The sequence below is a fragment of the Asaia sp. A2 genome, assembly GCF_057319415.1.
This window is the reverse complement of the sequence record NZ_JBXWTO010000015.1, coordinates 43,544-68,173: the sequence shown is the minus strand read 5'-3', so window position 1 is coordinate 68,173 and position 24,630 is coordinate 43,544. Positions and strand designations below refer to the sequence as shown.

Sequence of the window (24,630 nt, the reverse complement as noted above, 5' to 3'; positions counted from 1 at the left end):
GCGTGCCAATCGCGAAATGGTGGCCATCCTCAGCCAGCTGGTTACGGATTTCGGCAAGGGTCAGGTCGTCCTGCGCCGCGATCAGGGCATGGATCCGGTCGGCCTGTGCTTCGATCCTGTGTGACAGTCGATCCCCACCGCGTGGTTTTGCTGCGGGGCTGCCAGTCGACGCGGCCAGGGCACACCAGCGAACCGCACTCGCCGGACTGACGCCAAAGCGCTCGGCAGCCTGCCGGCGCGACAGGCCCTTTGAAACCGCCGCGACAACGCGGGCGCGTAGATCCAGAGACAGGGTGCGTGACGACATCCAGCGCCGGCCTCCATCCCGGCCGTCATCTTGAATCAGATCGCACACAGATTGGGAATCCCAAATGATTCAATCAGCAAAGAAAACGCTCTAGGCCCGCTCAACCGGGCAAGCCGCTCCTCAACGTCAAAGAAACCACACTGTTTCATAGCGCCATTCCCTCAGTCAGAACCGGACGAATGGAATCACAGAGCTGGTTTCAAAACCAGTGGGTTCTTCGAACCCTCCAAATAGTAGTGTTTATCGCCTCGAACCTGGTGTCTTCAGCTTGATGACATAGGCGATGATGGCCGCGACCGGTTTGAAAAACTCTGGCGGTATTTCGGTATCAAGCGGCAATGTGTAGAGTCCGCGTGCGAGAGGGGGATTGTTGACGATTGGCACACGTGCGTCATCTGCTGCGGCTCGAATGCGTGCCGCCAGTTCGTCGCTGCCTTTGGCTACAATTTTGGGTGCGGCCGTGGAATCGCTCTCATATGCAAGGGCTACCGCGTAATGCGTGGGGTTGGTGACCACAACGGTTGCGGTTTTCACCGATTGGAGCATGCGTTGTCGGGCGCGACGCATTCTCAATTGATGTCTCTTGGCCTTGATCTTGGGATCACCGTCTTCCTGCTTCGTCTCGTCCTTTATATCCTGGTGACTCATCCGTAGCTTCTGGAGGCGACTGTATCGAGTCCATAATTCATCGAGTACAGCGATTAAAACCTGAACAACGAGGATAACGAGGGTGGCGTAGACAAACCAGGAAACGAGCTCCTGTGTCAGCCGACGAATAGTCCATCTCTCCGCTTCAGGGGCGATATGCAGCGTTCCGCGTGCTATATTGTATAGCACAACACCAAACACTAAAAACTTTGCCAGACTCTTGAGGAGTTCGACGAGATTTCGGGCACTGAACACACGTTTGACCCCGGCGGCAGGAGATAGCCGTTTCAGGTCGGGAGCAAGCGCCTGAGGCCTGAACAGGAACTGTGTCTGGAAGAGACCGAAACCTATGATAGCTGCCATGCATGCTCCACCGAACGGAGCGATCAGGAGGATTCCTTCAGCAAACGCCTGATGGACGATACGCCCGATCGTTGCTGTATCGTCGATTGGGGTGGAGAAGTGCTCCAGTAATCCATGCATATGGGTAATGAAGCGATATCCCGAAGTCGCCCCGGTCATTGAGAATACCGCAAGGAATATTCCCAGGACGAGCAGCATCTGTGTTTCACGCGACTGGGCAACATTTCCCTCTTCCCTTGCTTTGGCAAGGCGTCGCGGTGTAGGGGCCTGTGTGCGATCTTCGCTGCTTCCGTCCTCAGCCATACACTGGGCGAGAAGTACGAGTTGGGAGGGCTAGATTATTTGAATGCATGGATGCCAGGAAGCTGAAGAAGTGTTTCCTGCATACGTTCCTGCCAGACGCCAGTGATGACCTGAATCAGGAGAGCGATCAGGAATACGCCGCCCAGAAGCTGGGCAGGCATGGCAATTCCGTAAACCTGAATAGCAGGCATCAGTCGGTTCAGTACGCCGAGAAGCGCAGGCCACAGGGTGCCGACAAGAACGAACGGAGCAGCGTATTGAAGGCCAAGCCTGAAGCTCAGTGATACGCTCATGACAGCAGCCTGCGCCATATCATTCAGAAAAGGGAATTGGCCCGGTAAGAACACTTTGTAAGAGCCTGTTAGCGCGGCGAGGGGCAGGATATACAATCCTGTCGTCAGAAAAAGTACCGGGATGAGGAAAGAGGCCATATGACTGATGGCGGTACTCGAGGCACCCAAGTCAGGGTCGGGTTGTAAAACACTCGCCAGACCCGTGAAAGTTGCAATGAACTGCATAGCGATGATGAGTGACATCGCGATCAGTCGCGCCATCCATCCGATGAAAGTTCCTATAAGCAACTCCTGAGCAATCATGACGATCAGGAGAGCCGGGCTCTTTAGGGCCGGCGTCACCACGGGGGTGAGCACAGGCTCCAGCAGCGGGACAAGCAGGAAAGAAATCGTGACAGCTATGCCTGCGCGCACTGTCATGGGTGATGTGGACTCACCCAGCCCTGGCGCTACCATGACAAGTGTGCTGACACGGCACAGGATCATCAGATAGACGGCTACCACATCGGGAGATGGAAGAGCCAGCATCTACCTTTTCCGCAATATTCCGAACAACGGCCGCAGTGTCGACATTGTTCTGTTCATGATCCGCCTGCGATGACCATCTGATCGAAAATCTGCATCGCATAATTATGCAGGGTTGCGTAAATGAACGAGCTTGTCAGCATAAGGGCAAGCATTGCAGCGACAAACTTGGGTACAAAAGATAGCGTTGCTTCGTTGACCTGGGTAACTGCCTGAAAAAGCGAGATCAGGATGCCTGCGGCAAGCGAGGTTAGAAGCGACGGGGCACCCATCTTGACCGCTACGAACAGGGATTCCTGCAGGATCTCGTGAATGTCTACCGTATGTTGCATGCCGTTCTGCGTTCAGATCGACATTTTCATTACATCTTGATAGGCTTGCACAAAGCGATCACGAACTGCCGTTACGGTCTGCAGCGTCAATTTTGCCTCAGCGACAGATGTCGCGATCTCAGTCATATCGCCATGCCCTGAGAGACCGGCCGCGGTCTGGGTTTCGGCAACTTTTCCGGTATGCACCGCATCTTGCAGCGCACCACTGAGTGCGTCACTGAAACTTCCGGTACCAATGCTGGAGGTGTCAGCTTGTTTGGCCGGGCCCGTTGCGGATTGCAGGCTACGCTGAACTTCTCCATACGCGTTCATGGCGTCGAAACTACGGGTGGTGACGTCGCTGATCATGAGCCTCTACCGAATCATCTGCCGCAGGGAGGGCAGATTGTTGCCAAGGTCGTTCGTAACGTGAACCGATCATGACAGCAATATCTTTCGGCAACGTTATCGGTGCGCCCACTGTGACATCACTTTTCCGGCGTCGGGCTTTTTGAGGAAATTTGTCGTGTCATGCTTCTGCTGTGCGACTTTTCGGGTATCGTGGCCCAACCATCGAGCGAACCTTCACGAAGGATATGAAAGTGGTTTCACCGCGAGGCTTGTTCCTCTCTGCGCGCGCGGTCTTGTGCGCTACGGTACCGTGTCTGGCGACGGGGTTAACAGGAATGTCGGCTCCGGCTTACGCTGGTACAGTGTTGCCCGGGAATGGAGACAGCATACGTTGCCCCTCTGGAGTTGTTCGGATCGCCGAGGTGCAGGCAATTGTCGATTATGTCGGGCAGGAAGCAAAAAACAGGGTGATCGGATCGGCCTCAATCGAGGTGTGTTCTGATAACGAGACAAAATATATAGATATCATAACACGTGGCACGCCTGACGACGTTTCGAACAATGGTCAGCAGGGACAGAAAAGCGGGATAGACGGATCAATCCAGATTCACGGCCGTACTGCGCAGCTAAATACCAACGTCTATATTCCGCTGACGAATTCCGATGCCATGCAGTGCAACAGGCAGGAGGAATCACAACCTGATGGCTTTTGTAAACCACATGCCCAAGTGGCCAGTTTTACCGGCACGTGGGTTTTTTCTCTTGGGAAATGGAGAATGTTCCGGACCGGCGCTGAAACCGAAGGGGGTTCGGTCATCGTGGCAGCGCGTATACTCAACGGTCCGGTTGAGTAAGGCTCTAGCTACCCATGGAATGAACAGGCCCCTTGCTTTTGGAGGCGAGGGGCCTTTTTTATTTTACTGGAAGAGTGAGAGGATGTTCTGCGACTGGGAGTTGGCGATGGTAAGCGACTTGATGGCGAGGGACTGCTTGGTCTGAAGCGAGGTCAGCTTGGCGCTGGCTGCGGACATGTCTGCGTCGGTCAGAGAGCCGATACCGTTGGTAAGGTTGTCGGAGATGCTTGAGCCGTAGGTGCTCATGTTGTTGATGACGTTGGTGTTTGCGCCCAGGGTGGAGGTTACGAAGGTCATGGCCTTGATGGCGGCCTGAACCTGCGAGATCATGTCGGAAACGCTCTTGTTGCCGCCGAGTACGCCACCGGTAGACTCGAACACGTTGGTGGTCGGGTTTGCACCGCTCGTGCCGCTGTTTGTGGTGAGGCCGAGGGCATCGGTCAGGCTTGTGCCGGCGACACCGGTCTGGAAAGGCGTTGAAGAGGAAACGGCCGGTGCGCCAGCGACGCTGACTCCGCCCATATAGGAAGCGATAGCGGCGTTGAAGCCTGTGATGGTTGTCTGGTCGCCCTGAAGGCCGGTGATGTAGCTGAGGTTGCTGGACGTGATACCCAGGCCGTCGCTTGTGCTGCCCGAGATCAGGTTTACGCCGTTGAAGGTTGCGTTACGTGCGATGGTATCGATCTGCTGGAGCAGGCCGGTGATCTGGGTGCCGATCTGGTCGAGAGCCGCCGGGCTGCCCTGGTTGTTGCCAAGGGTGGTCACTGCGTTCTGGACGCTGTTGAGCACGCTGATGATCTGGTTGACGGCGGTGCTGGTCGAGCTGACCGTCTGTGCGGCGAAGGAGAGGCCGTCATTCACAGCGGACTGGCCAGAGACGTTGCCCTGCATCTGCTGCGCGATGCCGTAGGCAGCGGCGTTGTCGGCAGCGCTCGAGACCTTGCGGCCGGTCGAGATGGTGTTTTCAGCGTTGCTCAGGGCCGTCTGGGTGGCGTTCAGGGTCTGAACGGCGACCATCGCCGAGGCATTGGTGTTGATTGAAAGGCTCATCGAATTTCTCCTGGTGCTCGCCCAGATATCGGGCCACGCAAGCATCATAAAACCCGAAATGGATAAGAGAAGATTACCAGAATGGAGAGAACCCAGATGATACCCGTACAGCCATCACGCTTGATCAGACCACAGACGATACAGCAAACAGCGATGACCGATACGTCTCATTAACGATCTCAGAAGAATCCATCATCAAGACATGGCGCTCGCTCGAGTAGAGGAGTGTTGTCTCGGCTGTGATCCTCGGTCATACAAAGACAAATCCGACTGTCTAGAGATCCATGTGGCAATGGCCAGACAGCACTTTCACGGTACGAGTCGATACGGAAGCAGGACGATGGTTCTTTGCGTGATCTCCAAAGCAGATACTGAAACACTGAGAAAGTTCAGAAAAAAAAATCCTGCGGCTGACAATCTGGAAGTGGTACCGTCATTTGACGTGCTCGCACTCGACCGCAGTTATATGGTGGAGAACGGCCTTCTGGATGTTAATATCCGGGCGTCGGACGATCAGGTGGCCGAAATCTTTTCCCATGTCATTCAGTGGAGTCAGTGTGTTGCCGACGGTGTGCCGCGCACAATCTTCAGCGATAAATCATCGATACCAGATAATTTTGAGGAACTGGCGAACGCGCTCTTGCAGACGCTTCCCGAGGCTTGGGACCTGACTGTGTGGGGCGTTGATTACAACGGCCTGATGATTGTCAAAATGCCCAATCAGATGGGTGACTGTATCCTCAAATGTGACGACCATCCATCAACCGGCCCTACAGGTCCTCTGGGAGAGCGTAAAACCCCTGCGTTGCTCTTGAAACTGAGCGCGATCGAGGGAATGTCCGGATATACGGTTTCGCCACGTGGCGCATCGATTCTGATGAATTCGCTGCCAATCCGAGAATATAGCTACAGGAGCAAGCTGGCGGGGCGCGAGATGAGGGGCGTCTCTCTCAGCACCCTCTTCTCGAGTTTGATCGAACAGGGCGCTATGGCTGCGCATGTCTCATTCCCACCGCTGGTTGTTGGCCGGCTACCAGAAGATGTTTTCAAGTCTGTCGGAGCTGTCGATGAATCATTTGACTATGCGTGTATTAATATCAGGCAGCTTTTCGATGATTGCCTGAGCAAAAGTGCATGTCGTCCTATCTGCTCGAATGAAGCAGGAGTCTTACCCAAGCTCATTCATTTTGTTGAGACCACCCCTGAAAAAATCGCCTTTGATGACGTGAATTACTTCTCCGAAAAGAAGCCGCCTGGTATCAGGCCTTTCGGGTTCAGTCATTATATGGCTGTGCTTTCCGCAGCGACTCATCATCCGGGGTTCAGGATTGTCCTCTGGTGCATCGCCGAACGTGAAGGGCCCTATTGGGAGGCAGTGAAGCATATAGCGGATATCGTGATCGTACCTGCGCCACAGCGTATTTTTGGTAATCCGGTCATGCATCCTGCCCATCAGTCAGATATCGTCAGAATGAGTGTCTTGCGGGCATACGGTGGAATTTATCTCGATCTGGATACGATCACCCTCAAAAGTCTGGAACCTCTCTTCTCCGCGACGCAAACTGTTATGGCTCGTGAGCTCAGCTCAACAGATCCAAGGGTGGAAGCCGAAAGTCTGGGCAACTCAGTTATACTCTCCCCACCAGACGTCCCGTTCATGGCTGCATGGTGGGATAGCTACAAGCATTTCGACTCCCGGTACTGGGCGCATTCTTCGACAAAAATCCCCCACCTTTTGAATGCAGCGCTACCTGGTCTGGCGGCCATTCTAGCTCCGGAAGCTTTCTTTATAACTTCCTGGGACCGAGCAGGGCTTTCCTCGCTTTTCGAGCAGGCTGTCGCTTTTCCGGACGCATACGTTCTTCATCTGTGGGAAAGTATGTCGTGGCCGATCCTCAATGAAATAGACGAAGCCAATATCTGGTCGCGGTTCGATACCTATTCGCTCGCCTGCCGTGCGATTCTTGGCAACGGCCATATCGAACACCTTGCTGAGCTACGCGATAGGTGCGCTGCATTTCCTCTCGTAGCGACGGAAGATCGTGGATTGCAATCTGTATTTCAGCAGATTTACAGAAACAATGATTGGGGAAGTTCCGGTCGAGTATATTCGGGGGTTGGGTCAGATCCTGATAAATGTAGTGATTATATAAACTTTATCTGGCACTATATTGTACGCAACAAATTCCGGACAGTGCTAGATATTGGGTGTGGAGATTTCCGAGTGGGGGCCGAAATCGCACGGCGTTGCCCGGACACAATGTTCGTCGCGATGGATCTTGTGCACGAAATTATTGCTGTAAATAAACGTACCTACTCCAATCTGACGAATGTGCATTTCGGCGTAATCAATCTTGTCGAGCAGGTTCCCGTTGCTGACGGGGATTTGGTTATCGTGAAAGATGTATTGCAACACCTCTCAAATCAGTCGATCATCAGGGCGATCGGTAATATATCGCGATACCGAGAAATAATTCTGGTTAATTATATGCTGCCTGACTATCCCGTCATCAACGAAGACAAAGTTGATGGTAAACATATCCGAGGTGGTCGCCTCGATTTTTCACTTCCGCCTTTTGGCTTCACAACCGAAACATTGGCTAGGTTGATAATTAAGGGTTCTCCGGGCCTTACTGAGGTCGTACGCTATCGTCCGGCAACGGGCTAGATAACAATAGAGCTGACTCTGGGCGCCGCAGGTGGAGATGCGCTTTCGCGGTCCACGTCTTTCATCGACTTGCGATTATGTTTTCGTGATTCAAGAAGTTTCTGTTCATCAGATTTAGAGCGTGTGGAAACGGAACGTATGAACAAATGGCTTATCACACTCGCACGCACGCCTGAACGACTAGAGGCCTTTCGCCGCGACAATCCTACCTTCACAGATGTACGGGTTTTTGAGGCAATCGACGGTCTGAGGCTCGATCGCGCAGTGCTTATTGCACAGAAGATCCTGGATCCCGCTTTGCAATACAGCGTTGGAGCGCTTGGCTGCGCCATGTCTCATCTCACGATATGGACGAACGCCCTGCAAGAAGGGCAGGGATGCACAGTTTTCGAAGATGATGCGATCATCAGCGAGAGTTTCGATGAAAAAAGCACTGACCTCTTGGCCACGCTGCCTGAAGATTGGGATCTGGTTTTGTGGGGATACAACACAGATGCCCACCTCACATTTAGAAATGCGGAGACAGGATTTTATTGCACGTCGCGCTTTGATCACGAAAATCTTCTGAAATACAAAGAAGATTTCAGAAAAAAACCGGGGCAGTCATTGCTGTTTGGCTTGCTGCGCGCTCACGGGCTGATTGGTTATTCCATCTCACCCAGCGGTATTTCCAAAATGCTGGCGCATGTTCTGCCATTGCGGCCGATGCAGACATTTTATCCTGGTCTGGAGAAGAACAAGGAAAATACTGGCATCGATGATATGATGGCGGCTTGCTACGACAAGATGCAGGCCTGGGTTGCTTTTCCTCCTCTCGTTCTTGCCAAGAACGATGTGGCCAATAGCACTGTGCAGACACTACGTTGATTTTTTAGATGTGCCGTCAGGGCAGGCCCCTTGCTTTTGGAGGCGAGGGGCCTTTTTTATTTTACTGGAAGAGTGAGAGGATGTTCTGCGACTGGGAGTTGGCGATGGTAAGCGACTTGATGGCGAGGGACTGCTTGGTCTGAAGCGAGGTCAGCTTGGCGCTGGCTGCGGACATGTCTGCGTCGGTCAGAGAGCCGATACCGTTGGTAAGGTTGTCGGAGATGCTTGAGCCGTAGGTGCTCATGTTGTTGATGACGTTGGTGTTTGCGCCCAGGGTGGAGGTTACGAAGGTCATGGCCTTGATGGCGGCCTGAACCTGCGAGATCATGTCGGAAACGCTCTTGTTGCCGCCGAGTACGCCACCGGTAGACTCGAACACGTTGGTGGTCGGGTTTGCACCGCTCGTGCCGCTGTTTGTGGTGAGGCCGAGGGCATCGGTCAGGCTTGTGCCGGCGACACCGGTCTGGAAAGGCGTTGAAGAGGAAACGGCCGGTGCGCCAGCGACGCTGACTCCGCCCATATAGGAAGCGATAGCGGCGTTGAAGCCTGTGATGGTTGTCTGGTCGCCCTGAAGGCCGGTGATGTAGCTGAGGTTGCTGGACGTGATACCCAGGCCGTCGCTTGTGCTGCCCGAGATCAGGTTTACGCCGTTGAAGGTTGCGTTACGTGCGATGGTATCGATCTGCTGGAGCAGGCCGGTGATCTGGGTGCCGATCTGGTCGAGAGCCGCCGGGCTGCCCTGGTTGTTGCCAAGGGTGGTCACTGCGTTCTGGACGCTGTTGAGCACGCTGATGATCTGGTTGACGGCGGTGCTGGTCGAGCTGACCGTCTGTGCGGCGAAGGAGAGGCCGTCATTCACAGCGGACTGGCCAGAGACGTTGCCCTGCATCTGCTGCGCGATGCCGTAGGCAGCGGCGTTGTCGGCAGCGCTCGAGACCTTGCGGCCGGTCGAGATGGTGTTTTCAGCGTTGCTCAGGGCCGTCTGGGTGGCGTTCAGGGTCTGAACGGCGACCATCGCCGAGGCATTGGTGTTGATTGAAAGGCTCATCGAATTTCTCCTGGTGCTCGCCCAGATATCGGGCCACGCAAGCATCATAAAACCCGAAATGGATAAGAGAAGATTACCAGAATGGAGAGAACCCAGATGATACCCGTACAGCCATCACGTTCGATCAGACCACAGACGATACAGCAAACAGAGCTGACTGGTGGTTTGTCGGACAAGCTTTGATGAAGCGCGTTGTTGATTTCGATATAGCGCAACAAGGTGCCTCGATCACCGGTATCGAGGCGATAGGGTTTCCATGCCGATTGGCATGTCTTATGAAAGGCAGCTCACACCACATCGCGAAGGGCCCGGTTCGGCGCGCTATTGAGGGCATCATCATGGTTACACTGCATGGTCTGAAGCTAAGATTGATGCTCGATTCGACTGCTCTCGTCAGAATGCTGGCTCAGGGGGCTGGATGTGCAGCGCCTGAGACGACCAAGACTTGTGGTGCCATGAGGGCCCTAATCTGAGATTAGATGTCTTGAGCCCGTCGTTGCGTAGAGCCCCGTGCAACATGAGGCGCCGAGACAGCAGGTCTCGTATCACGATCCTTGTTGGAGTGCGGCCTCCTCGCGGGTGCCCAGTCTCAACGCTCTCTTCGCCGAGTGAGAGACGGGTAAGGTGAGTGTAGCAACTCTTCGTGATAAAAGTGCTTGCCAAATCGGGCATGAATAACTATTACGTGATGCGAATGTTATCGATATCTTGACCTTTAACGGGCAATGTATCATCGAAGGATGAATTTAAATATATAAACTAATGCACCTAAGTAGTTAGTATATATATCGTATTATTTTTCTTATCTATCTATTTGAATTTTGGGTTTCTTGGTCATGCCGCGAATTCCACTTGGGCGTCTACTCCATGTGTCGACCATCTTCATGACACTAGCGCTTGCAATGAATGTGCATGCGCTCGCTAGTCGTATGGGTGAAGATGACCGCAGCACCCAGCCTGAAAACACCGACACAGCAAATATGACTGCCAAGCTTCAGGCACCACTTCCCAAATCTCATAATGAGCAGCCTTCGGTATCTGCGGCTTCGACGAACACGGAAGGGTGGAAGACCATCCCTGTGACATCGGAAGGAATCCGAGCTGACGACGATGCAATTCCGGTCGACGCCGCCTTCCTGAAGAACGATGGTCCTGCTGCATCCTGTATCGGCATATCCTGTGTGCCGGGTGGTGCTACGGACGTGACAGATACATCGACCACAGATCAGGCCCAGGCTGAACTGGTTAAGCGTCTGCTGTCGCACCAGGGATCCATAGAGGATGAACGTCGCAAGCTTGAGGAGCAGAAACACGTTCTGGACTCGGCACGTATCGTTCTTGAGGAGAAGATGCGCGCCATTGATAATTCGATGGCCGAACTTGCTGAAAAACAGGCGCAGCATAAAGAGATGATGGTCGCAGAGACCTCGCGTCTCGTGAAGATCTACGAGGAAATGCCGCCGAGAGAGGCCGCTGCGGTTTTCAATATCATGGATATCCACGTGCTCGTGTCGATTGCAAACAGCATGAACCCGCGGAAGATATCAGCGATCATGGGATACATGTTTCCCGAGCGGGTCAACACGGTGTCGCAGTATCTGGCTGGCGTACGTAATTTCCACCTTAACCGGAGTGGTTCTGACAGCGTGGCTGGTCATGCGGGTAGTGTGGGCACACTCTCATGGCTCCCAAGTGTAGGCTCAGATCATCCACCTGTTCCGAAAGAGTAGATTCTACGCATAGGATCTTGATGTTCAGCCTGACTGAGATAGTAGAGTTAATCACCACCGACCTGCCGCAAGGGCTGAAAAATGAACGCCATGCACCCTGGATTACGCGCCTATAAAGCAGTCGCAGAGACAAGCCTGTCCGGTAGAGAAGCGGAGGTGGTCGCTTTCACGATGATGATCGAAGAGTTGCAAAATGCAGAGGCAGATGCGAGCCTGCGCGCCAAAGCTCTCGACCGACACCAGAAATTATGGTCGCTTATCATGAAGGCCAATATCATTGACAGCGGCCATACGCCGGATGATGAACGGGCGTTGATTGTAAACCTTGCGGACAAAGCTCAGAAATACGGGATCCAGGCTATCCTGAACGAGGAGCTGACTCTATTTCCCCTTATTGATATTTCCCGGGATGTGCTTGACGGATTAACAGGAGTGACGGGCTGATCAGCAGCCCGAACACACTGATCAAACCAGAGATAACTCTCAGAAGAAATCTATTTCACCGGTGGCGGCTGGTGAAGGGGCATTCCTGCCTGTAAAGAGACCCTGCACACTTCCAAGTTGGACATCTTTGAGAAGATCTTCGAGATTCAGCTGTGTGTCATCATCACGGCACGCAGTGTGCATGAAGTTGCGTAGTATGATAGTGATCGCGTCGACAAACTGGGTCGCGTGATCGAGCTTCTGCAGATTTCTGATCTCGCTTTCATGAAAACTCATATTAAGCGCGGATCTCTCGATAGCTGCCTGCACACTTAGCAGATCGCCATGTGTGATAACCAGTTGCGCAACAATATTGGATATGAATTCGCGAGGCTCGGTGTTCATCGATTGCATGAATCCCAAATAGCTTAAGCTGGGAGGTATTTCCCGTAGATTGGCAGGCGCGTAAAAACTCTGAACCTCATTTGCTGCGACTGGAGGGGGTGTCGCGTCAGCACCTGGACGATCGGCGATCTTTCAAAATAGCTCGACATGGGTCTTGTCGTCAGTTTTCCACTTTCTTTCGAAAGCGGCTTCTTTCTTGTTATAGGCCTGTTCCTGAACACCGATTGCGCGGCCATCCTCGACAAGATTTTGCTGTGCGCGCCCGGTGGCTGGCCAAAAGCGTATGCGTCTCGCCTGTGTGCCCCCCAGACTTTGCGCGACGCAGGATATTCTCTCGTTTGCAAGGTATCCCATCACAAAGAGGCTGTTTTCCTGACCGATCTTGCCCAGGGAAGCCACGATTGCGGCGCCTCCGAATGCCTTGCACAAAAGGCGGTCTCTCTTACCGCCAGAAGTCAGGATGCCGTTTATCAGCTTTTCCATAGCGTTCACCCCAAAACGAAGGGCCGTGCTGTTGTCGCATCCTTCTCCAGTAGGAAGGAGAAAGTGATTCATGCCACCTATCCCGGCAAGTGGATCGTACATGCATACGGAAATGCACGATCCCAGCAGGGTGGTAAGCAGAGTGTCGGCCCCCCCGGCAACAATGACATCACCCTGAATGACGGTTTGGGTAAGCATTTGCTGTTGCATCAGGTGATAGGTCCGAAGACCTTCTCCAGTACTTCGCGTAGCTTGGCGACGGTATAGGGCTTCGCGAGGAAATTGTTCACGCCCGCTTTGATTGCCTCTTGTACGAGATCACGGCTCGCTTCGCTCGTGAGAATGACAAAAGCGGTTTTCTGTGTCTTGGGATTTTCTCGCACTGCGCGAAGCAATGCGAGGCCGTCCATGACAGGCATGTTGAAATCCGAGATCACCAGGTGGGTGGGATTCTGCCCCAGATACTCAAGTGCCTCCTTGCCATCTTTGCGCTGGGCCACTTGCGTGAAACCAAGCTGGGCAAGATTGTTGGCTAGAACCTGACGGATAGAAGCCTGGTCATCGACAATCAGAGCTCGAATTTGAGAGGCTGCGGGCATATCGGATCCTTAGGGCTTTACGCTGAGAGAAGGTAATGTGACAGGCTTTGATATTTGGCGAATAAAGCGGATCATCGTGTTAACGCACCCGAGCGGCCATCGCGGCATGGCTAATCTGGCTGAGCGGCATGATTTGCGTTGCTGCTCCGATTTCAGCAGCGACGCGGGGCATTCCGTACACCACCGAGGTCGCTTTGTCCTGCGCAATTGTCCATGCCCCTGAACGGCGCATCGCTAGCAACCCTTCTGCACCATCCTGCCCCATACCTGTCAGAATGATGCCAAGCGCCGCGTTGCCCACCTGTTCCGCAACCGAGTCGAACAGCACGTCGACAGACGGCGTATGTCCGTTGACGGCGGGACCCGTATGCAGTCGTGTCGTGACAGTTTGGGCGTTGAGGGTAACCGTCACATGATGAGAGCCACCGGGCGCAATTCGGACATCGCCCTTTCGCAGGACTTCGCGATCCTGCGCTTCGCGTATCGATAGCGCCTCTATTTTCTTATCGAGACGGGCAGCGAAACTTGCTGTGAAAAATGCTGGCATATGCTGACATATGACAATGGGTGGGCTGTCAGGAGGGAACCCGCTCAAGACCTCCTCAAGCGCCTCGACGCCTCCGGTCGATGAGCCTATGGCGACAACGGCAAAATCCTGAGACCAGACAAGGCGCTCAGGTGTCGATGCTGGCAGCTTCGTCTCTTTGGCGCGTGTTTCCGGCTTGGACTTTGCCGCCTGGCGGACGATCCCTGGCAGGCCGGCATAGGCGTTGACTCCGGGTGCGGATGACATTGCCTTGGGAAAACAGTCGAAGGCACCCATCTGCAAGGCAGTAAGTGCCAGTTCGGCATTCCGCTGTGTCAGGCTCGAGACCATGACGACCGGGATCGGTCGCAACCGCATGATCTTGTCCAGGAACTGTAGCCCGTTGATATTCGGCATTTCGATATCAAGCGTGATGACATCAGGCTGGTCCTTAATAATCATATCCTTGGCTTCGAGGGGATTGGAGGCTTCGCCTGTGATCAGCAGATCAGGATGCCCCTGAAAAGCATGGCGTATCATCGCGCGCGCCGTCCGGGAGTCGTCAACTACAAGTACTTTCACCAGGGGGGACAAACCTAGCCCTCCTTTTTGTATATGGTCGGTGCAATATTGATCAATCCGCACTGCGCAGCATTGGCGACGCGTTCCGAATGACCGACATAAAGAAAGCCACCCGGCTCGAGGCGTTCGGCAAGACGAGCCCACAATGCTTCGCGCGTCGTATCATCGAAATAGATGACAACGTTGCGGCAGAAGATGACTGAAAAGCTGCCGCGGAAAGGCCATCCAGCATTCAGATTAAGGACCCGGAAGCTTGGAAGGGCGCGCAACGAGGCGCTCATGCTTGCCGAACCGCCGTGGTCCTCAAGATAGAGAGAACGTTCCCGCTCCGGAATCCCCTCGAGTTCGTCGCGAGCGTAAATGCCTTCGGCGGCACGGGCCACGACGTCGCTGTTGATATCTGTCGCCAGAATGCGGAAATCAAAGGACCCTATTTCCGGAAAGCTTCCGAGCGTCGTCATGGCGATGCTCCACGGCTCCTGCCCTGTCGAGCAGGCCGCTGACCACATACGTATCTTCTTTCCCTGACGAAGCAACGGAGTCAGGGAGGGCATGACTTCGGTGCGCAAATGATCGAAGTGATTCCGCTCACGAAAGAAGCCCGTTACGTTCGTTGTAAGAGCGCAGATCAGCTTTTCGAGTTCGACCGTGCCTGCGGGGCTGGTGGCAAACTGCAGGTACGCCTCGAAGCTGCCCATCTGCATTTCGCGCACGCGTCGCGACACACGTGCATAGACGAGCGCCTTCTTGGTGTCTGGCAGGCAGATACCAGCTTGCTCTTGTGCGATTCCCTGCAGACGTCGAAAATCGGTGTCTGTATATTCAGGGGCAGTAAGGGTGATGGAGGCGGTCATTCTTTGGGGGATTCGCCAACAAGCTGTTTGACGACCGTATCAAGTTTCAGAATTCCAATCATCCGGTTATCGACCAGCACCAGACCGTGCAAGCATCCCCCCTCATCGGAGGTCGGCTGGATATCAGTCGATTTGATATCGGCGAGATCGATAACCCGGTCCACCAGAAGGCCATAGACCACACCGCCTCTTGATTCGACGATGACAACGACACGCCGGGCATTCTCCAGTTCCGGAGCAATGTTCAGGTAGGCTGCGAGATCGATAACGGTCAGGATAATGCCGCGCAAGTTGATCGCACCGCATACGTAAGCGGGGGCAAAGGGCAGGGTTGTGGTTTTCTCGAAACCTCTGATTTCGCGTACGCTCAGAATGGGTATGCAGTATTCCTGTGCACCGACTGCAAAAACGATCATCTTGATCGACGAGACACCGGGCCCTTCAATGGTTGTCAGTTGTTCGGTCATCGGAGGTTCCTGATTGATACTGAGCATGTTCATGAAGATCTAGGCTACCAGCTCGGACAATCCGAGCATCGATTTGTTGTCTGTCTGGCTGAGTGCTGCTGCGATGAGGGCCGAAACGTCCAGAATGAGGGCAACGCTTCCATCCCCGAGAATTGTTGCGGCCGACACACCGAAAATATGGCGATAGTTCTTTTCCATGCTCTTGATGACGACCTGCGTCTGACCGCAGATTTCATCAACAATGAGTGCTGCGCGGCTGCCCGACTCATTTTCGACCACAAGCACGACAGCGCCTTCGAGCGTCTCCTGCTTGCTCGGCGCGGCAAGACCGAGAGTCGCTGCGAGTGGCAAAAGCGGGATACATTCGCCGCGCTTCGAGATGATACTCGTACCATCTGGCAATGCGTAAACATCACCCTCACTAACGATGATGGCTTCAGAGACGGCTGAGATCGGGATGACCATTGTTGTTTCGGCGGCGTTGATAAGCATCCCGTCGAGAATGGCAAGGGTGAGGGGAAGGCTGAGACTGAAGGTTGTCCCTTTGCCGGGCACACTGCTGATCACTACGCGGCCACCAAGGCTCATGATAGCCTGCTTGACCACGTCCATTCCAACCCCTCTACCCGAGAGATCCGAGACTTCTGAGGCCGTTGAGAAGCCTGGGGTAAAGATGAGGTTGTTAATCTCGTCTTCGCTCAGGGTTGCGTCGTGTGGGATGATCCCCCGCTTCACCGCTGTCTCGAATACACGCTGGCGATTGACGCCCGCGCCGTCGTCCTTGATCGTGATCAGAATGCGCCCCGAGCGGTGCTCGGCAGAGAGTGTGATATTCCCCTCAGACGGTTTGCCTGCGGCCAAGCGATCTTCAATAGACTCTATGCCGTGATCGACGGCGTTTCGCAGCATATGCGTGAGCGGTGCCGCCAGCTTTTCGATCAGGGTGCGATCAACTTCGGTATCCTCTCCCTCCAGCTCGAGATTGACAGCCTTGCGCGTCATGGCGCTAGCCTCGCGCACGACGCGTTGCATCCGCTGGAAGACGCTCCGCACTGGCTGGGCGCGCACAGACATCACGGCATCCTGTATGTCCCTTGTAAGGGTTTGCATGCCCTCAATGCTCTGTATCAGCTCATGATGGCCGGATACGGCGCTCTTCTGGCAGAGTGACTGCACCGCAGCTTGGGCGATGACCAGTTCACCTACGAGATCCATAAGATCGTCCACGCGCGAAAGATCGACACGGATGGATGCTGTCTCGGTCTTGCGTGTCCCACTCACCGCAGCGGTGGAAGGCTCTTCCTCCCTCAGTGTTTGCGAAGTCGATGCAAGAGCTTCAAGAATTTTCTCTGCTGGAGGACGGATGTCGACCGCCGGTAACTGGGGTGCCTGCTCATCATCCGCGCGTGCTGGCGGGATGATTGCGAGGTCGGCGCCTGAGGGCTGAGCGGGCTGCTCCTCGACGCTGACAATCGCACCCTCATCCGAATCAGGAGCTATATCAGCCTCTGGGTACGCCTTGGGCGTTTGCGTCGGGACAGAATTTCTTTCGTCCCGACTGATCGTAAATGTGCAGCTGTCAACGACCCAATCGAAAACATCGCGTATTGCTGCCTCTTCAACCGTAAAAGGCAACAGGATCTCCCAACTGAGATAGGATTTTTCAGCATCTATCGCATCGAGATCAGGTAAAGAATCTATCTTGCAAGTGATCAATGCCGTTTCGCTCTTGCTCTTCGCAAGATTCGAGAGCGCGGTCAGGATATTCCGCGCATCGTCACCGCAGTGATACATCTCATCATGGGGGCGGAAAGAAACGCACCATCTGGCCGGTATTTCACTTTCTACAGCCTCAACGCTGAAATCGTCGTCGAAGCTGAAGGCGACAGGCTCGAATTCCATAGGGACGGGGCAGAAGCTGTCCTCGACGGCCCCTGCATCTGTGGCCTGGCTCGCCTCGGTATGGCCAGCCCCGGAGGCATTGACACGCTGGAGTTCGCCCAGGTTCTCGTCAATGCGAACGGCATCGACTGCCACGCCTCCGCGGGCCTCGACGACGAGGTCGCTCAGAACATCCATGCTTTTGAGGAATACGGCAATGACGTCGCGTGTGGGGGCGATCCGGTCCGACCTCACACCGTCAAGCGAGTTCTCATACACATGAGCGAAGCGGACCAGATTCTGAAGGCCGAACGAAGCGGCACCGCCTTTGATGGAGTGCACGGCACGGAACACCGCATTGACTGTATCCGCCTCCGCACGATCTGCATCGAGCGCAGACAACCCTGTTTCCAGCTCCTGCAGCTGCTCTTCGCATTCCTGAAAGAAAATCTCCAGGATTTCGTCCATGTCTGAGCTCATGCTGATCCTGCTTCTCTACTCTGTGACGCGACGTATGGCGGAGACAAGGCTTTCGGAGTTGAAGGGTTTTATGATCCACCCGGTTGCGCCGGCGGCTCGGGCACGAGCCTTCTTTTCCTGGTCGCTTTCAGTTGTGAGAACGATAACCGGCAGGTGACGGAACGGCTCAAGCCCGCGCACCGTCTCGATCACGCCGAAACCATCCATACGGGGCATGTTGATGTCGGTAATGATGACATCCGGCGCGGGGGTCGCTGCTTCGAGAACGCTGATACCCTCCACACCATCATTCCCCTGAATAACGTCGTATCCAGCGCCTTCCAGGGCTGTCCGGAGCATACTCTGCATCGTTCGGGAATCATCAATCGTCAGAACGCGCACAGTCTTTGAATCGCTCATGTCTAGGTCTCGCTGGATGTTATGTTGTGCGGGGTTCCCGCAGGAGGAAAGGCACACCGAAGAGTGCCAGAGCTTCAGTCATCTTTTCGGATGGGTTTATAATCTCGCGTTTGCCAGCAAGGAGAATCTGGAGGCAAAGACCTCCGAGATAAGTGACTTCCGATCCATCCAGGGGAGTGCCATCATCCACAATGAGATCATCGCGCAGCGCTGCGGCAGCCTTGGTGTCAAGGCGCGCAGGAAGCATGATCTGATGAGGCATCGTCTCCGGGGGCACAGGTATGACGGACATCAGAAATCCTCCCAGCCCTGGTCAGAAGACGTGACTTGCAAAGCAGGCCTGGGAACTGCCGCCTGTTTGGCAGGTGCGGGGGAAGGGGGCTGGGCCGGATTTTTCACCACCGGAGGGACGACAGCAGTCCTCGTTGTGACGGCTGGTTTGACGACCGGCGGCCTGGCCACTGGCGGTTTGGGAGGAGATGTTTTCGGCTTCGCATTTGTATCCACGTGGAAGCGTCCGAGCGTTTCTGAAAGAGTGCGGGTCTCGGCGCTCAGGTTATGGCTGGCGGCTGTAGCCTCTTCCACCATGGCTGCGTTTTGCTGGGTTACCTGGTCCATTTCATTGATCGACGTCGTGACCTCTACGAGACGCGCTGCCTGCTCTCGCGTTGTGACCGTAAGGCCATCAATACGCTGGGCTATGTTCGAAACGCTTTCGGAGAAATCGCTGAGATATTCACTCGTGCGCTGAACGAGAGTTACGCCCTTGTCGACCTGCTCTGCGGAAACAGATATGAGACGTTTGATCTCATTCGCTGATTTGGCCGATTTCTCTGCAAGTGACCGTACTTCCTGCGCCACCACGGCAAAGCCGCGTCCTGCGTCGCCCGCTCGCGCAGCCTCAACACCAGCGTTCAGCGCGAGAACATTGGTCTGGAATGTAATTCCGTCGATGACGGAAATGATCTCGCTTATTGCTGTCGAGGATTTCTGAATGCCGACCATTGCGGCATTGGCATCCGCCATGATTTCTGTTGCGAGCTTGACCTTGTCGAGCGTTTTCTTGGTCTCGAGGCTGGAATCGGAACAGACATCGGCAGTTGTCTGAATGCCGTTGCTGATCGTACGTACCGAGGCAGCCGCCTGGCCAAGATTCTCAGCCTGACGCTCCGTTCTTCTGGCGAGATCGTCCGAGGCCGTGGAAATCTCTGCAGCCCCTGTCGTAATAAATTCCGAGCTTTTTGCCATTGTTTGCAGGATATGTTTCCAGCTTTGGCACGCTTCGTTGAAAGCCTCGCGGATCGGCGCGAATTCCCCCTCAGCCGCCTCGGCCGGAATGCGGCAATCCAGATTGCCCTGCGCAACGGTTCTCAGTGCAGATACGAGGGTCTCCGCCCCTGACGCGACGCTTTTCTGCCTGTTGGCAGCGGTGCGCTTCAGCTCTTCAATCTCTTCGCTCATATGCTTGTGGGCTGCCGCCCGGTCAGCATCGTCATGCGTTTGGTTGTGAAGGCGTTCCAGTAGAGCCACAAGGGAGCCGCTATCATCTCTGAAGCCAGTGTAACGCGTGCGCGTGCGTGTGTCTCCACGGAGGAGGGCCTCCCCCAGATTGAGGATTGCCTTCACCGGCACCGAGATTGTCTGGTTGAGTATCTGCCATCCTGCAAAAACAGCTGCCGCTGTGATCAGTGTGAGTGGCAGCAGGAAAGAAAAGGCGACTGACGTCAGGGCCCCGGCGAGAAAAGCAGCGACTTCGCCGAGCACGATCGCGGCGAGCAGGATTTCGGAGCAAAGCATGACCGTACCAATTTTGGACCGGAATGATGCTTCTCGATACAGCCAGGTTTTCATTTTTTCCTACTCTGCGATCGTAAGTAAATTATATGAAATTATTGTTTCGATAGTCATTTATGATGAGTGGCGGGCAAAGTGTCTTTTCGATCTCGTCTTTATCCTTCGGCCGCAAAGATCAGAGACTTTACGCTCACACGAAGCCATTAAGAACAAGTTAAGCGTATCGCGTACGATGATGAGATCCCGAAAATTGTCGGCTAGTGGGTCATGATATCAGGGAGTTATTACGTCGCAGGCACTATCTGCCGGAGAGAGGCTTTCCGCGCTTTTCGCGTTCTCCTGCCGCATCATCAGAAAGTGCCCATGTCTCATGCTGTCGTCTGAATGAGCGTTGCTGGTGCAGTGCAGGAACTGAAGAAACCTGATCGAGGATCGACGACCTCCCGTCGGTGGCTGAGGGGGGCGACTGTCAGAGGCCAGCCGCCATGGGGAGTCGTCGCTTGTCCCCCTGTAGTCCCGGCACGACCTGATTGTGGGCGTCCACTCCAGGTGTGAGCGGTAAGCGCCTGACGATATTTTGGCCATGTAAGGAGGTCACCTGCCTCGATCCAACATGACGCGCTCAAGGCAGGAGGGTGTGACCTTCAATAGGTCGCCGCGCTCGTTGCCGGGAGCGAAAAACGCAGGATCAGGTGAAGCATGGAGTGTGTTTCATCCGACAGGCTTCTGGAAGCAGAACGCGCCTCATCTGCGATACCGGCATTCTGCTGTGTCGTGCGATCCATGACCCCGATGGCCGAATTGACCTCCTTCAGGCTTACCGCCTGTTCGCGCGCATTTCGAACGATGGTGGTCAGTCTTTCACCCATCGTTGTGACAAGACCGGAAATCGTGGCAAGCGCGTGTTCTGTTTCATGCACACATTCGGCGCCGATATGTATCTCGTCTGATGTTTTCCCTACGAGCGCACTTACACTTTTGGCCGCTTCGGTGCATCGCTGCGCCAGAGTTCTCACTTCGTCAGCCACGACGGCAAAACCGCGACCGGCGTCGCCAGCCCGCGCCGCTTCGATGCTGGCATTCAGGGCAAGGACATTGGTTTGAAATGCAATGTTCTCGATAATCGAGACGATGTCGACAATCTGGGACGAGCTGTTCTCTATTTGCGACATGGCGTCACGTGTGCGGCGCATGATATCGGCTGAAGCTGCGGCAGAGTGGCAAGCTTCCTCACCGATTGACTGGGCGCTGGTGATCAGCTCTTCCGAATGAGAGGCACTGCGCGCGATCTGACTGATCGCAGCCGTTGTCTGCTCAAGAGCAGCCGCCTGTTGTTCGGTCCGCTGTGCCAGATTCTCGGCACCGCCATGGACGGTTTCGCTTCCATCCCGGATGGTCTGTGCAGCAGTCGAGATACCTGAGATGGTATTTGCGAGTTCCCTGATCGACCTGTTGAAATCCGTCCGTAAAATTTCGAACTCATCGGGAAGAGGCTGACGCAGTTCTGAGGCGAGATCGCCGTTCGAAAGGGCTGAAAGCGCCCCTCCAATCTGCTCAACGACCTTTCTTATGTCATCCAGCCTGCGTTCATCCTGCTCATGCCGCACCCGCTGCGCTTCTTCGTTACGGCGTCGCTCCCCTTCCAGAAGCAAGTCGGCTTCCTGCGCCTTGAGCAATGATGAGCGGAATGCATCCAGCCCGCGTGCGATTGCACCGAGTTCATCCTGGCGCTCTGTTCCGAAGACACGTGCCTGATAGTGGCGGTTTTCCAATTCAGAGACAGCATGAATCAGGCTGCCTAGCGGGTTGCTGAGAAGCTTGCGGAAGATGAGCCACATCAGGACGAGCGAAATGACGATCAGCACGATGCCCGGAATGACGAGAGTGAAAATTGTATGCCAGACCGGTGTTGTGATGGCCTCACCCGGGAGGTCGACCACAAGGGTCCAGTAAGTGCCGAAACCATCCACCGTGATGGGAACCAGGATACGGTCTGCACTCCCACCGTCAAACCCGGGGATGATGGTGACATCGTGCGCAGAGAGGGCCTTGCTGAAAGCTCTGGAGGCGTCATCATGGAAGTGCTGCATGATCTGGGCAGGTGTAGGGCTTACGACCCAGAAGCCTTGGCTGGACAGAAGCGAGATCTTGGTGCCCGGCGCGATCTGGACTTCCTTGAGCATAGGGACAAGCCAGTCCAAGGGGATATCCGCCCCTACGACGGCGATTCGTTTACCATTGAACGTGATAGGGAAGGTCGGGGAGACCATGGGAACACCCGAATCGTGGTCGATATAGGGTTCAAGGCCATCCGGGTTGCCTGTTCTGATTATGGCCTTGTAAAAATCGCTATAGTGGGCGGAAGGGGTTCGCACGGCAATATTTCCATGGCTGTCGCGCACGACATAAGGGAAGAATATTCCCTCCGAGTTCGTTCCTGGACCGCCCGGAAGCTGCGTCCCATCGAAACCATATGGAACCTCCTTGAAATCCATGCCGAAAATCGCTGGAAAACGCCGCATGTCCTCGACCAGAAGGTCAACAATGAACTGCTTGTTCAAGACGCCCGTCTGATGGCCGCTTTCGATGGCGCTTTGAATGCCTCGTACAACCAGGCTCTGCTCAGCTATTGATCGGGCGATCTTCTGACCCAATATCTGACTTTTCTGGATTGCTTGCGAGTAGATTTTTTTCTCTACCTCTTTCTTCATCATGAACCCGGATATGGATACGGCGACGATCTGGATCGCTATGAAGCAAATGCCGCAGGCCAGAACGATTTTGCTGGCGAGATTGAAGGCAGGATGATGAAGAGATTTTCTGCGCACGGGGACTGCTTTCCGTTTTTGGAGGCATGAGGCCGGAAGGAGGGGTGAAAAGATTCATCGATACAATTTGCTAGAGCAGAGACTCCCGACGGGCATGAAGGTGGGCGCTGGGGCATGAGGCGCGTTTGCAGGCAAGCCCGCTCCCGCAACGTTAGATTCAGGTTAATCATTCACGCCGGATGTTATACGTCAATATATTCCGTCACCGTTATGTTTCATTCTGGACGAGATTTTTGTTCAAATTGGTAAACAGGTAACAGCATGAGAAGAATTCTGCGCAGCGGCGTTCTGTACTCATTGCCGTGTCCGACGACAGATCGTAATGAATGGAATCCGTACCTTTAAGCCTTATCGGGGTGCGCGCAGGGGTGCGGTCAAAGCTTCCATGGCTGAGGCATGCGACGACATTTGCGTCTCAACCCTCACGGGGTGAATGGTTGGACTGAGCTTCGGTTAAAAGTGGGAATAGCTGGCTGGTGGCGTCATTGCTGAAACGCGTCTGTCAGGAGCCGAAGCTGCGTACCAGGCCGCCTGCTACCATCTGCCACCCATCAATCATGACAAAGAAGATGAGCTTGAATGGCAGCGAGATTGTTGCAGGGGGCAGCATCATCATGCCGAGACTCATCAGCACGCTTGATGTGACGATATCGATGATCAGAAAGGGCAGATAGAGAAGGAAGCCCATTTCGAAGCCTCTGCTCAACTCACCAATCATGAAAGCAGGCATCAGGACCCGCCATGGGGTTTCCGCAGCGGTTTCGGCAGGTGTAAGATTGGCCAGATGATAGAAGGTTGCGAGATCGCCAGGCCGGGCATGCGCAACCATGAAGCCGCGGAACGGCTCTGCTGCAGCCTTGAGGCCGTCTATCTCCGACATGCTCCCACTGATCATCGGTGCGATCCCCTGTGACCAGGATCGTTCAAAAGTAGGCTGCATCACGAAAAACGTAAGAAATAGCGAGAGGCCGATGATGATTGTGTTCGGTGGGGTACCTTGCGCGCCGATTGCACCCCGAAGCAGCGACAGGACGATCACGATACGCGTGAAAGCAGTCACCATTACAAGAAGGCTCGGTGCCAGAGACAGCAGGGTGATGAGGGCAGTAAGCTGGATCAGGCGGCTCGTTGTTCCAGGGCTGCCGCCACTACCGCCAAGATCGATAGAAAGAGACTGCGCGTGCGCGATGCAAGGGGCACAAAGCAGAACGGCTGTGAGGACAACAAGCGTGAAACAATGGCCGATGGTTCGACTCTTGCCAGAGGTCGTAGCTTTGGTATTGCATGAGCTCACTACGCGGGATTTTATCGCCCCGGTTGAATGAATCACAAAATTATTCATGAGCTACGCTCGACGGAGAGATACTGGCTGAAACCCGAGGCAGGTTCAGGATTAGCCTGGACGAGACCGTCGTTCGGGCCGCAATCGCCCTCAAGCCAGCCGATGAACGAATCTCCATTTAGCCCGGTGAGTAGAAGGCCTTCGCGCCCTCGACAGGAAAAGACGATCAGTCGCCTTTTCGGATCAAGAGGCAGTGTTTCCACAATCTGTAAACTTCTGGTTGTATTCCGTCTGCCCAGGCGGGGTTCG

General features: G+C 54.6%; 24 protein-coding genes. 5 read left to right on the top strand and 19 right to left on the bottom strand.

Annotation, left to right across the window (positions count from 1 at the left end):
• The 5 genes from ACWNRM_RS12435 to fliE all read right to left on the bottom strand — a co-directional run.
• Positions 1-307, bottom strand: a 307-nt coding sequence (locus ACWNRM_RS12435) for a helix-turn-helix domain-containing protein (RefSeq protein ID WP_485172220.1), incomplete at its 3' end; no start/stop codon positions are given.
• Between the two features lie 240 nt (positions 308-547).
• The gene (locus tag ACWNRM_RS12430) at positions 548-1,621 is read right to left on the bottom strand and encodes an EscU/YscU/HrcU family type III secretion system export apparatus switch protein (RefSeq protein WP_485171109.1); all 1,074 of its coding nucleotides are present in this window, start codon (positions 1,619-1,621) and stop codon (positions 548-550) included.
• A gap of 35 nt (positions 1,622-1,656) precedes the next feature.
• The gene (locus ACWNRM_RS12425) at positions 1,657-2,442 is read right to left on the bottom strand and encodes a flagellar biosynthetic protein FliR (RefSeq protein WP_485171108.1); all 786 of its coding nucleotides are present in this window, start codon (positions 2,440-2,442) and stop codon (positions 1,657-1,659) included.
• A 53-nt stretch (positions 2,443-2,495) separates the two neighbouring features.
• Complete coding sequence (locus tag ACWNRM_RS12420) at positions 2,496-2,771, bottom strand: flagellar biosynthetic protein FliQ (protein ID WP_485171107.1); 276 nt, start codon at positions 2,769-2,771, stop codon at positions 2,496-2,498.
• A gap of 12 nt (positions 2,772-2,783) precedes the next feature.
• Positions 2,784-3,119 (bottom strand): flagellar hook-basal body complex protein FliE, encoded by a 336-nt coding sequence (gene fliE / locus ACWNRM_RS12415; RefSeq protein ID WP_023979282.1) that lies wholly within the window; start codon positions 3,117-3,119, stop codon positions 2,784-2,786.
• Between the two features lie 317 nt (positions 3,120-3,436).
• Here fliE and ACWNRM_RS12410 point away from each other — a divergent pair, with 317 nt between their 5' ends.
• A complete protein-coding gene (locus tag ACWNRM_RS12410; RefSeq protein ID WP_485171106.1) occupies positions 3,437-3,955 on the top strand; it encodes a hypothetical protein in 519 nt (172 codons plus the stop codon).
• 63 nt (positions 3,956-4,018) lie between these two features.
• Here the strand turns inward: ACWNRM_RS12410 and ACWNRM_RS12405 are convergent, their stop codons facing one another.
• Positions 4,019-5,005, bottom strand: a complete 987-nt coding sequence (locus ACWNRM_RS12405) for a flagellin N-terminal helical domain-containing protein (protein WP_485171103.1) — start codon at positions 5,003-5,005, stop codon at positions 4,019-4,021.
• A gap of 340 nt (positions 5,006-5,345) precedes the next feature.
• Between ACWNRM_RS12405 and ACWNRM_RS12400 the strand changes: the two genes are divergently transcribed.
• Both ACWNRM_RS12400 and ACWNRM_RS12395 read left to right on the top strand, forming a co-directional pair.
• A complete protein-coding gene (locus ACWNRM_RS12400) occupies positions 5,346-7,673 on the top strand; it encodes a glycosyltransferase (RefSeq protein WP_485171105.1) in 2,328 nt (775 codons plus the stop codon).
• A 138-nt stretch (positions 7,674-7,811) separates the two neighbouring features.
• Entirely contained in the window at positions 7,812-8,540 is a 729-nt protein-coding gene (locus tag ACWNRM_RS12395) for a glycosyltransferase family 25 protein (protein WP_485171104.1), read from the top strand.
• Positions 8,541-8,601: 61 nt separating this feature from the next.
• On the opposite strand, the gene ACWNRM_RS12390 is transcribed toward ACWNRM_RS12395, so the two are convergent.
• Positions 8,602-9,588 carry a flagellin N-terminal helical domain-containing protein gene (locus ACWNRM_RS12390; RefSeq protein WP_485171103.1) on the bottom strand — a complete coding sequence of 329 codons (987 nt, stop codon included), beginning with the start codon at positions 9,586-9,588 and terminating at the stop codon, positions 8,602-8,604.
• 884 nt (positions 9,589-10,472) lie between these two features.
• Between ACWNRM_RS12390 and ACWNRM_RS12385 the strand changes: the two genes are divergently transcribed.
• A complete protein-coding gene (locus ACWNRM_RS12385) occupies positions 10,473-11,318 on the top strand; it encodes a MotE family protein (protein ID WP_485171102.1) in 846 nt (281 codons plus the stop codon).
• Positions 11,319-11,399: 81 nt separating this feature from the next.
• Positions 11,400-11,762: a flagellar biosynthesis regulator FlaF gene (locus ACWNRM_RS12380; protein WP_231944573.1), complete on the top strand. Its 363-nt coding sequence runs from the start codon at positions 11,400-11,402 to the stop codon at positions 11,760-11,762.
• A 39-nt stretch (positions 11,763-11,801) separates the two neighbouring features.
• On the opposite strand, the gene ACWNRM_RS12375 is transcribed toward ACWNRM_RS12380, so the two are convergent.
• From ACWNRM_RS12375 to fliP, 12 genes are all read right to left on the bottom strand, one after another.
• Entirely contained in the window at positions 11,802-12,146 is a 345-nt protein-coding gene (locus ACWNRM_RS12375) for a hypothetical protein (RefSeq protein ID WP_485171101.1), read from the bottom strand.
• A gap of 132 nt (positions 12,147-12,278) precedes the next feature.
• The gene (locus tag ACWNRM_RS12370; protein WP_485171100.1) at positions 12,279-12,827 is read right to left on the bottom strand and encodes a chemotaxis protein CheD; all 549 of its coding nucleotides are present in this window, start codon (positions 12,825-12,827) and stop codon (positions 12,279-12,281) included.
• A gap of 11 nt (positions 12,828-12,838) precedes the next feature.
• Positions 12,839-13,228, bottom strand: coding sequence for a response regulator (locus ACWNRM_RS12365; RefSeq protein ID WP_023980065.1), 390 nt, complete (start codon positions 13,226-13,228; stop codon positions 12,839-12,841).
• Positions 13,229-13,307: 79 nt separating this feature from the next.
• Positions 13,308-14,336, bottom strand: coding sequence for a protein-glutamate methylesterase/protein-glutamine glutaminase (locus ACWNRM_RS12360; RefSeq protein ID WP_485172221.1), 1,029 nt, complete (start codon positions 14,334-14,336; stop codon positions 13,308-13,310).
• 14 nt (positions 14,337-14,350) lie between these two features.
• Positions 14,351-15,190 (bottom strand): CheR family methyltransferase, encoded by an 840-nt coding sequence (locus ACWNRM_RS12355; protein WP_485171098.1) that lies wholly within the window; start codon positions 15,188-15,190, stop codon positions 14,351-14,353.
• Positions 15,187-15,657 (bottom strand): chemotaxis protein CheW, encoded by a 471-nt coding sequence (locus ACWNRM_RS12350; protein WP_023980062.1) that lies wholly within the window; start codon positions 15,655-15,657, stop codon positions 15,187-15,189. Before ACWNRM_RS12350 ends, ACWNRM_RS12355 begins: the two co-directional genes overlap by 4 nt.
• Positions 15,658-15,696: 39 nt before the next feature.
• Positions 15,697-18,018: a chemotaxis protein CheA gene (locus tag ACWNRM_RS12345; protein WP_485171097.1), complete on the bottom strand. Its 2,322-nt coding sequence runs from the start codon at positions 18,016-18,018 to the stop codon at positions 15,697-15,699.
• Positions 18,019-18,033: 15 nt separating this feature from the next.
• Positions 18,034-18,417, bottom strand: a complete 384-nt coding sequence (locus ACWNRM_RS12340) for a response regulator (protein WP_035444293.1) — start codon at positions 18,415-18,417, stop codon at positions 18,034-18,036.
• A gap of 19 nt (positions 18,418-18,436) precedes the next feature.
• Positions 18,437-18,709 carry an STAS domain-containing protein gene (locus ACWNRM_RS12335; protein ID WP_485171096.1) on the bottom strand — a complete coding sequence of 91 codons (273 nt, stop codon included), beginning with the start codon at positions 18,707-18,709 and terminating at the stop codon, positions 18,437-18,439.
• The gene (locus ACWNRM_RS12330; protein WP_485172219.1) at positions 18,709-20,268 is read right to left on the bottom strand and encodes a methyl-accepting chemotaxis protein; all 1,560 of its coding nucleotides are present in this window, start codon (positions 20,266-20,268) and stop codon (positions 18,709-18,711) included. Before ACWNRM_RS12330 ends, ACWNRM_RS12335 begins: the two co-directional genes overlap by 1 nt.
• 587 nt (positions 20,269-20,855) lie before the next feature.
• Positions 20,856-23,039 carry a methyl-accepting chemotaxis protein gene (locus ACWNRM_RS12325; protein WP_485171094.1) on the bottom strand — a complete coding sequence of 728 codons (2,184 nt, stop codon included), beginning with the start codon at positions 23,037-23,039 and terminating at the stop codon, positions 20,856-20,858.
• Positions 23,040-23,541: 502 nt separating this feature from the next.
• The gene (gene fliP / locus ACWNRM_RS12320) at positions 23,542-24,285 is read right to left on the bottom strand and encodes a flagellar type III secretion system pore protein FliP (protein WP_485171114.1); all 744 of its coding nucleotides are present in this window, start codon (positions 24,283-24,285) and stop codon (positions 23,542-23,544) included.
• Positions 24,286-24,630 lie beyond the last annotated feature (345 nt).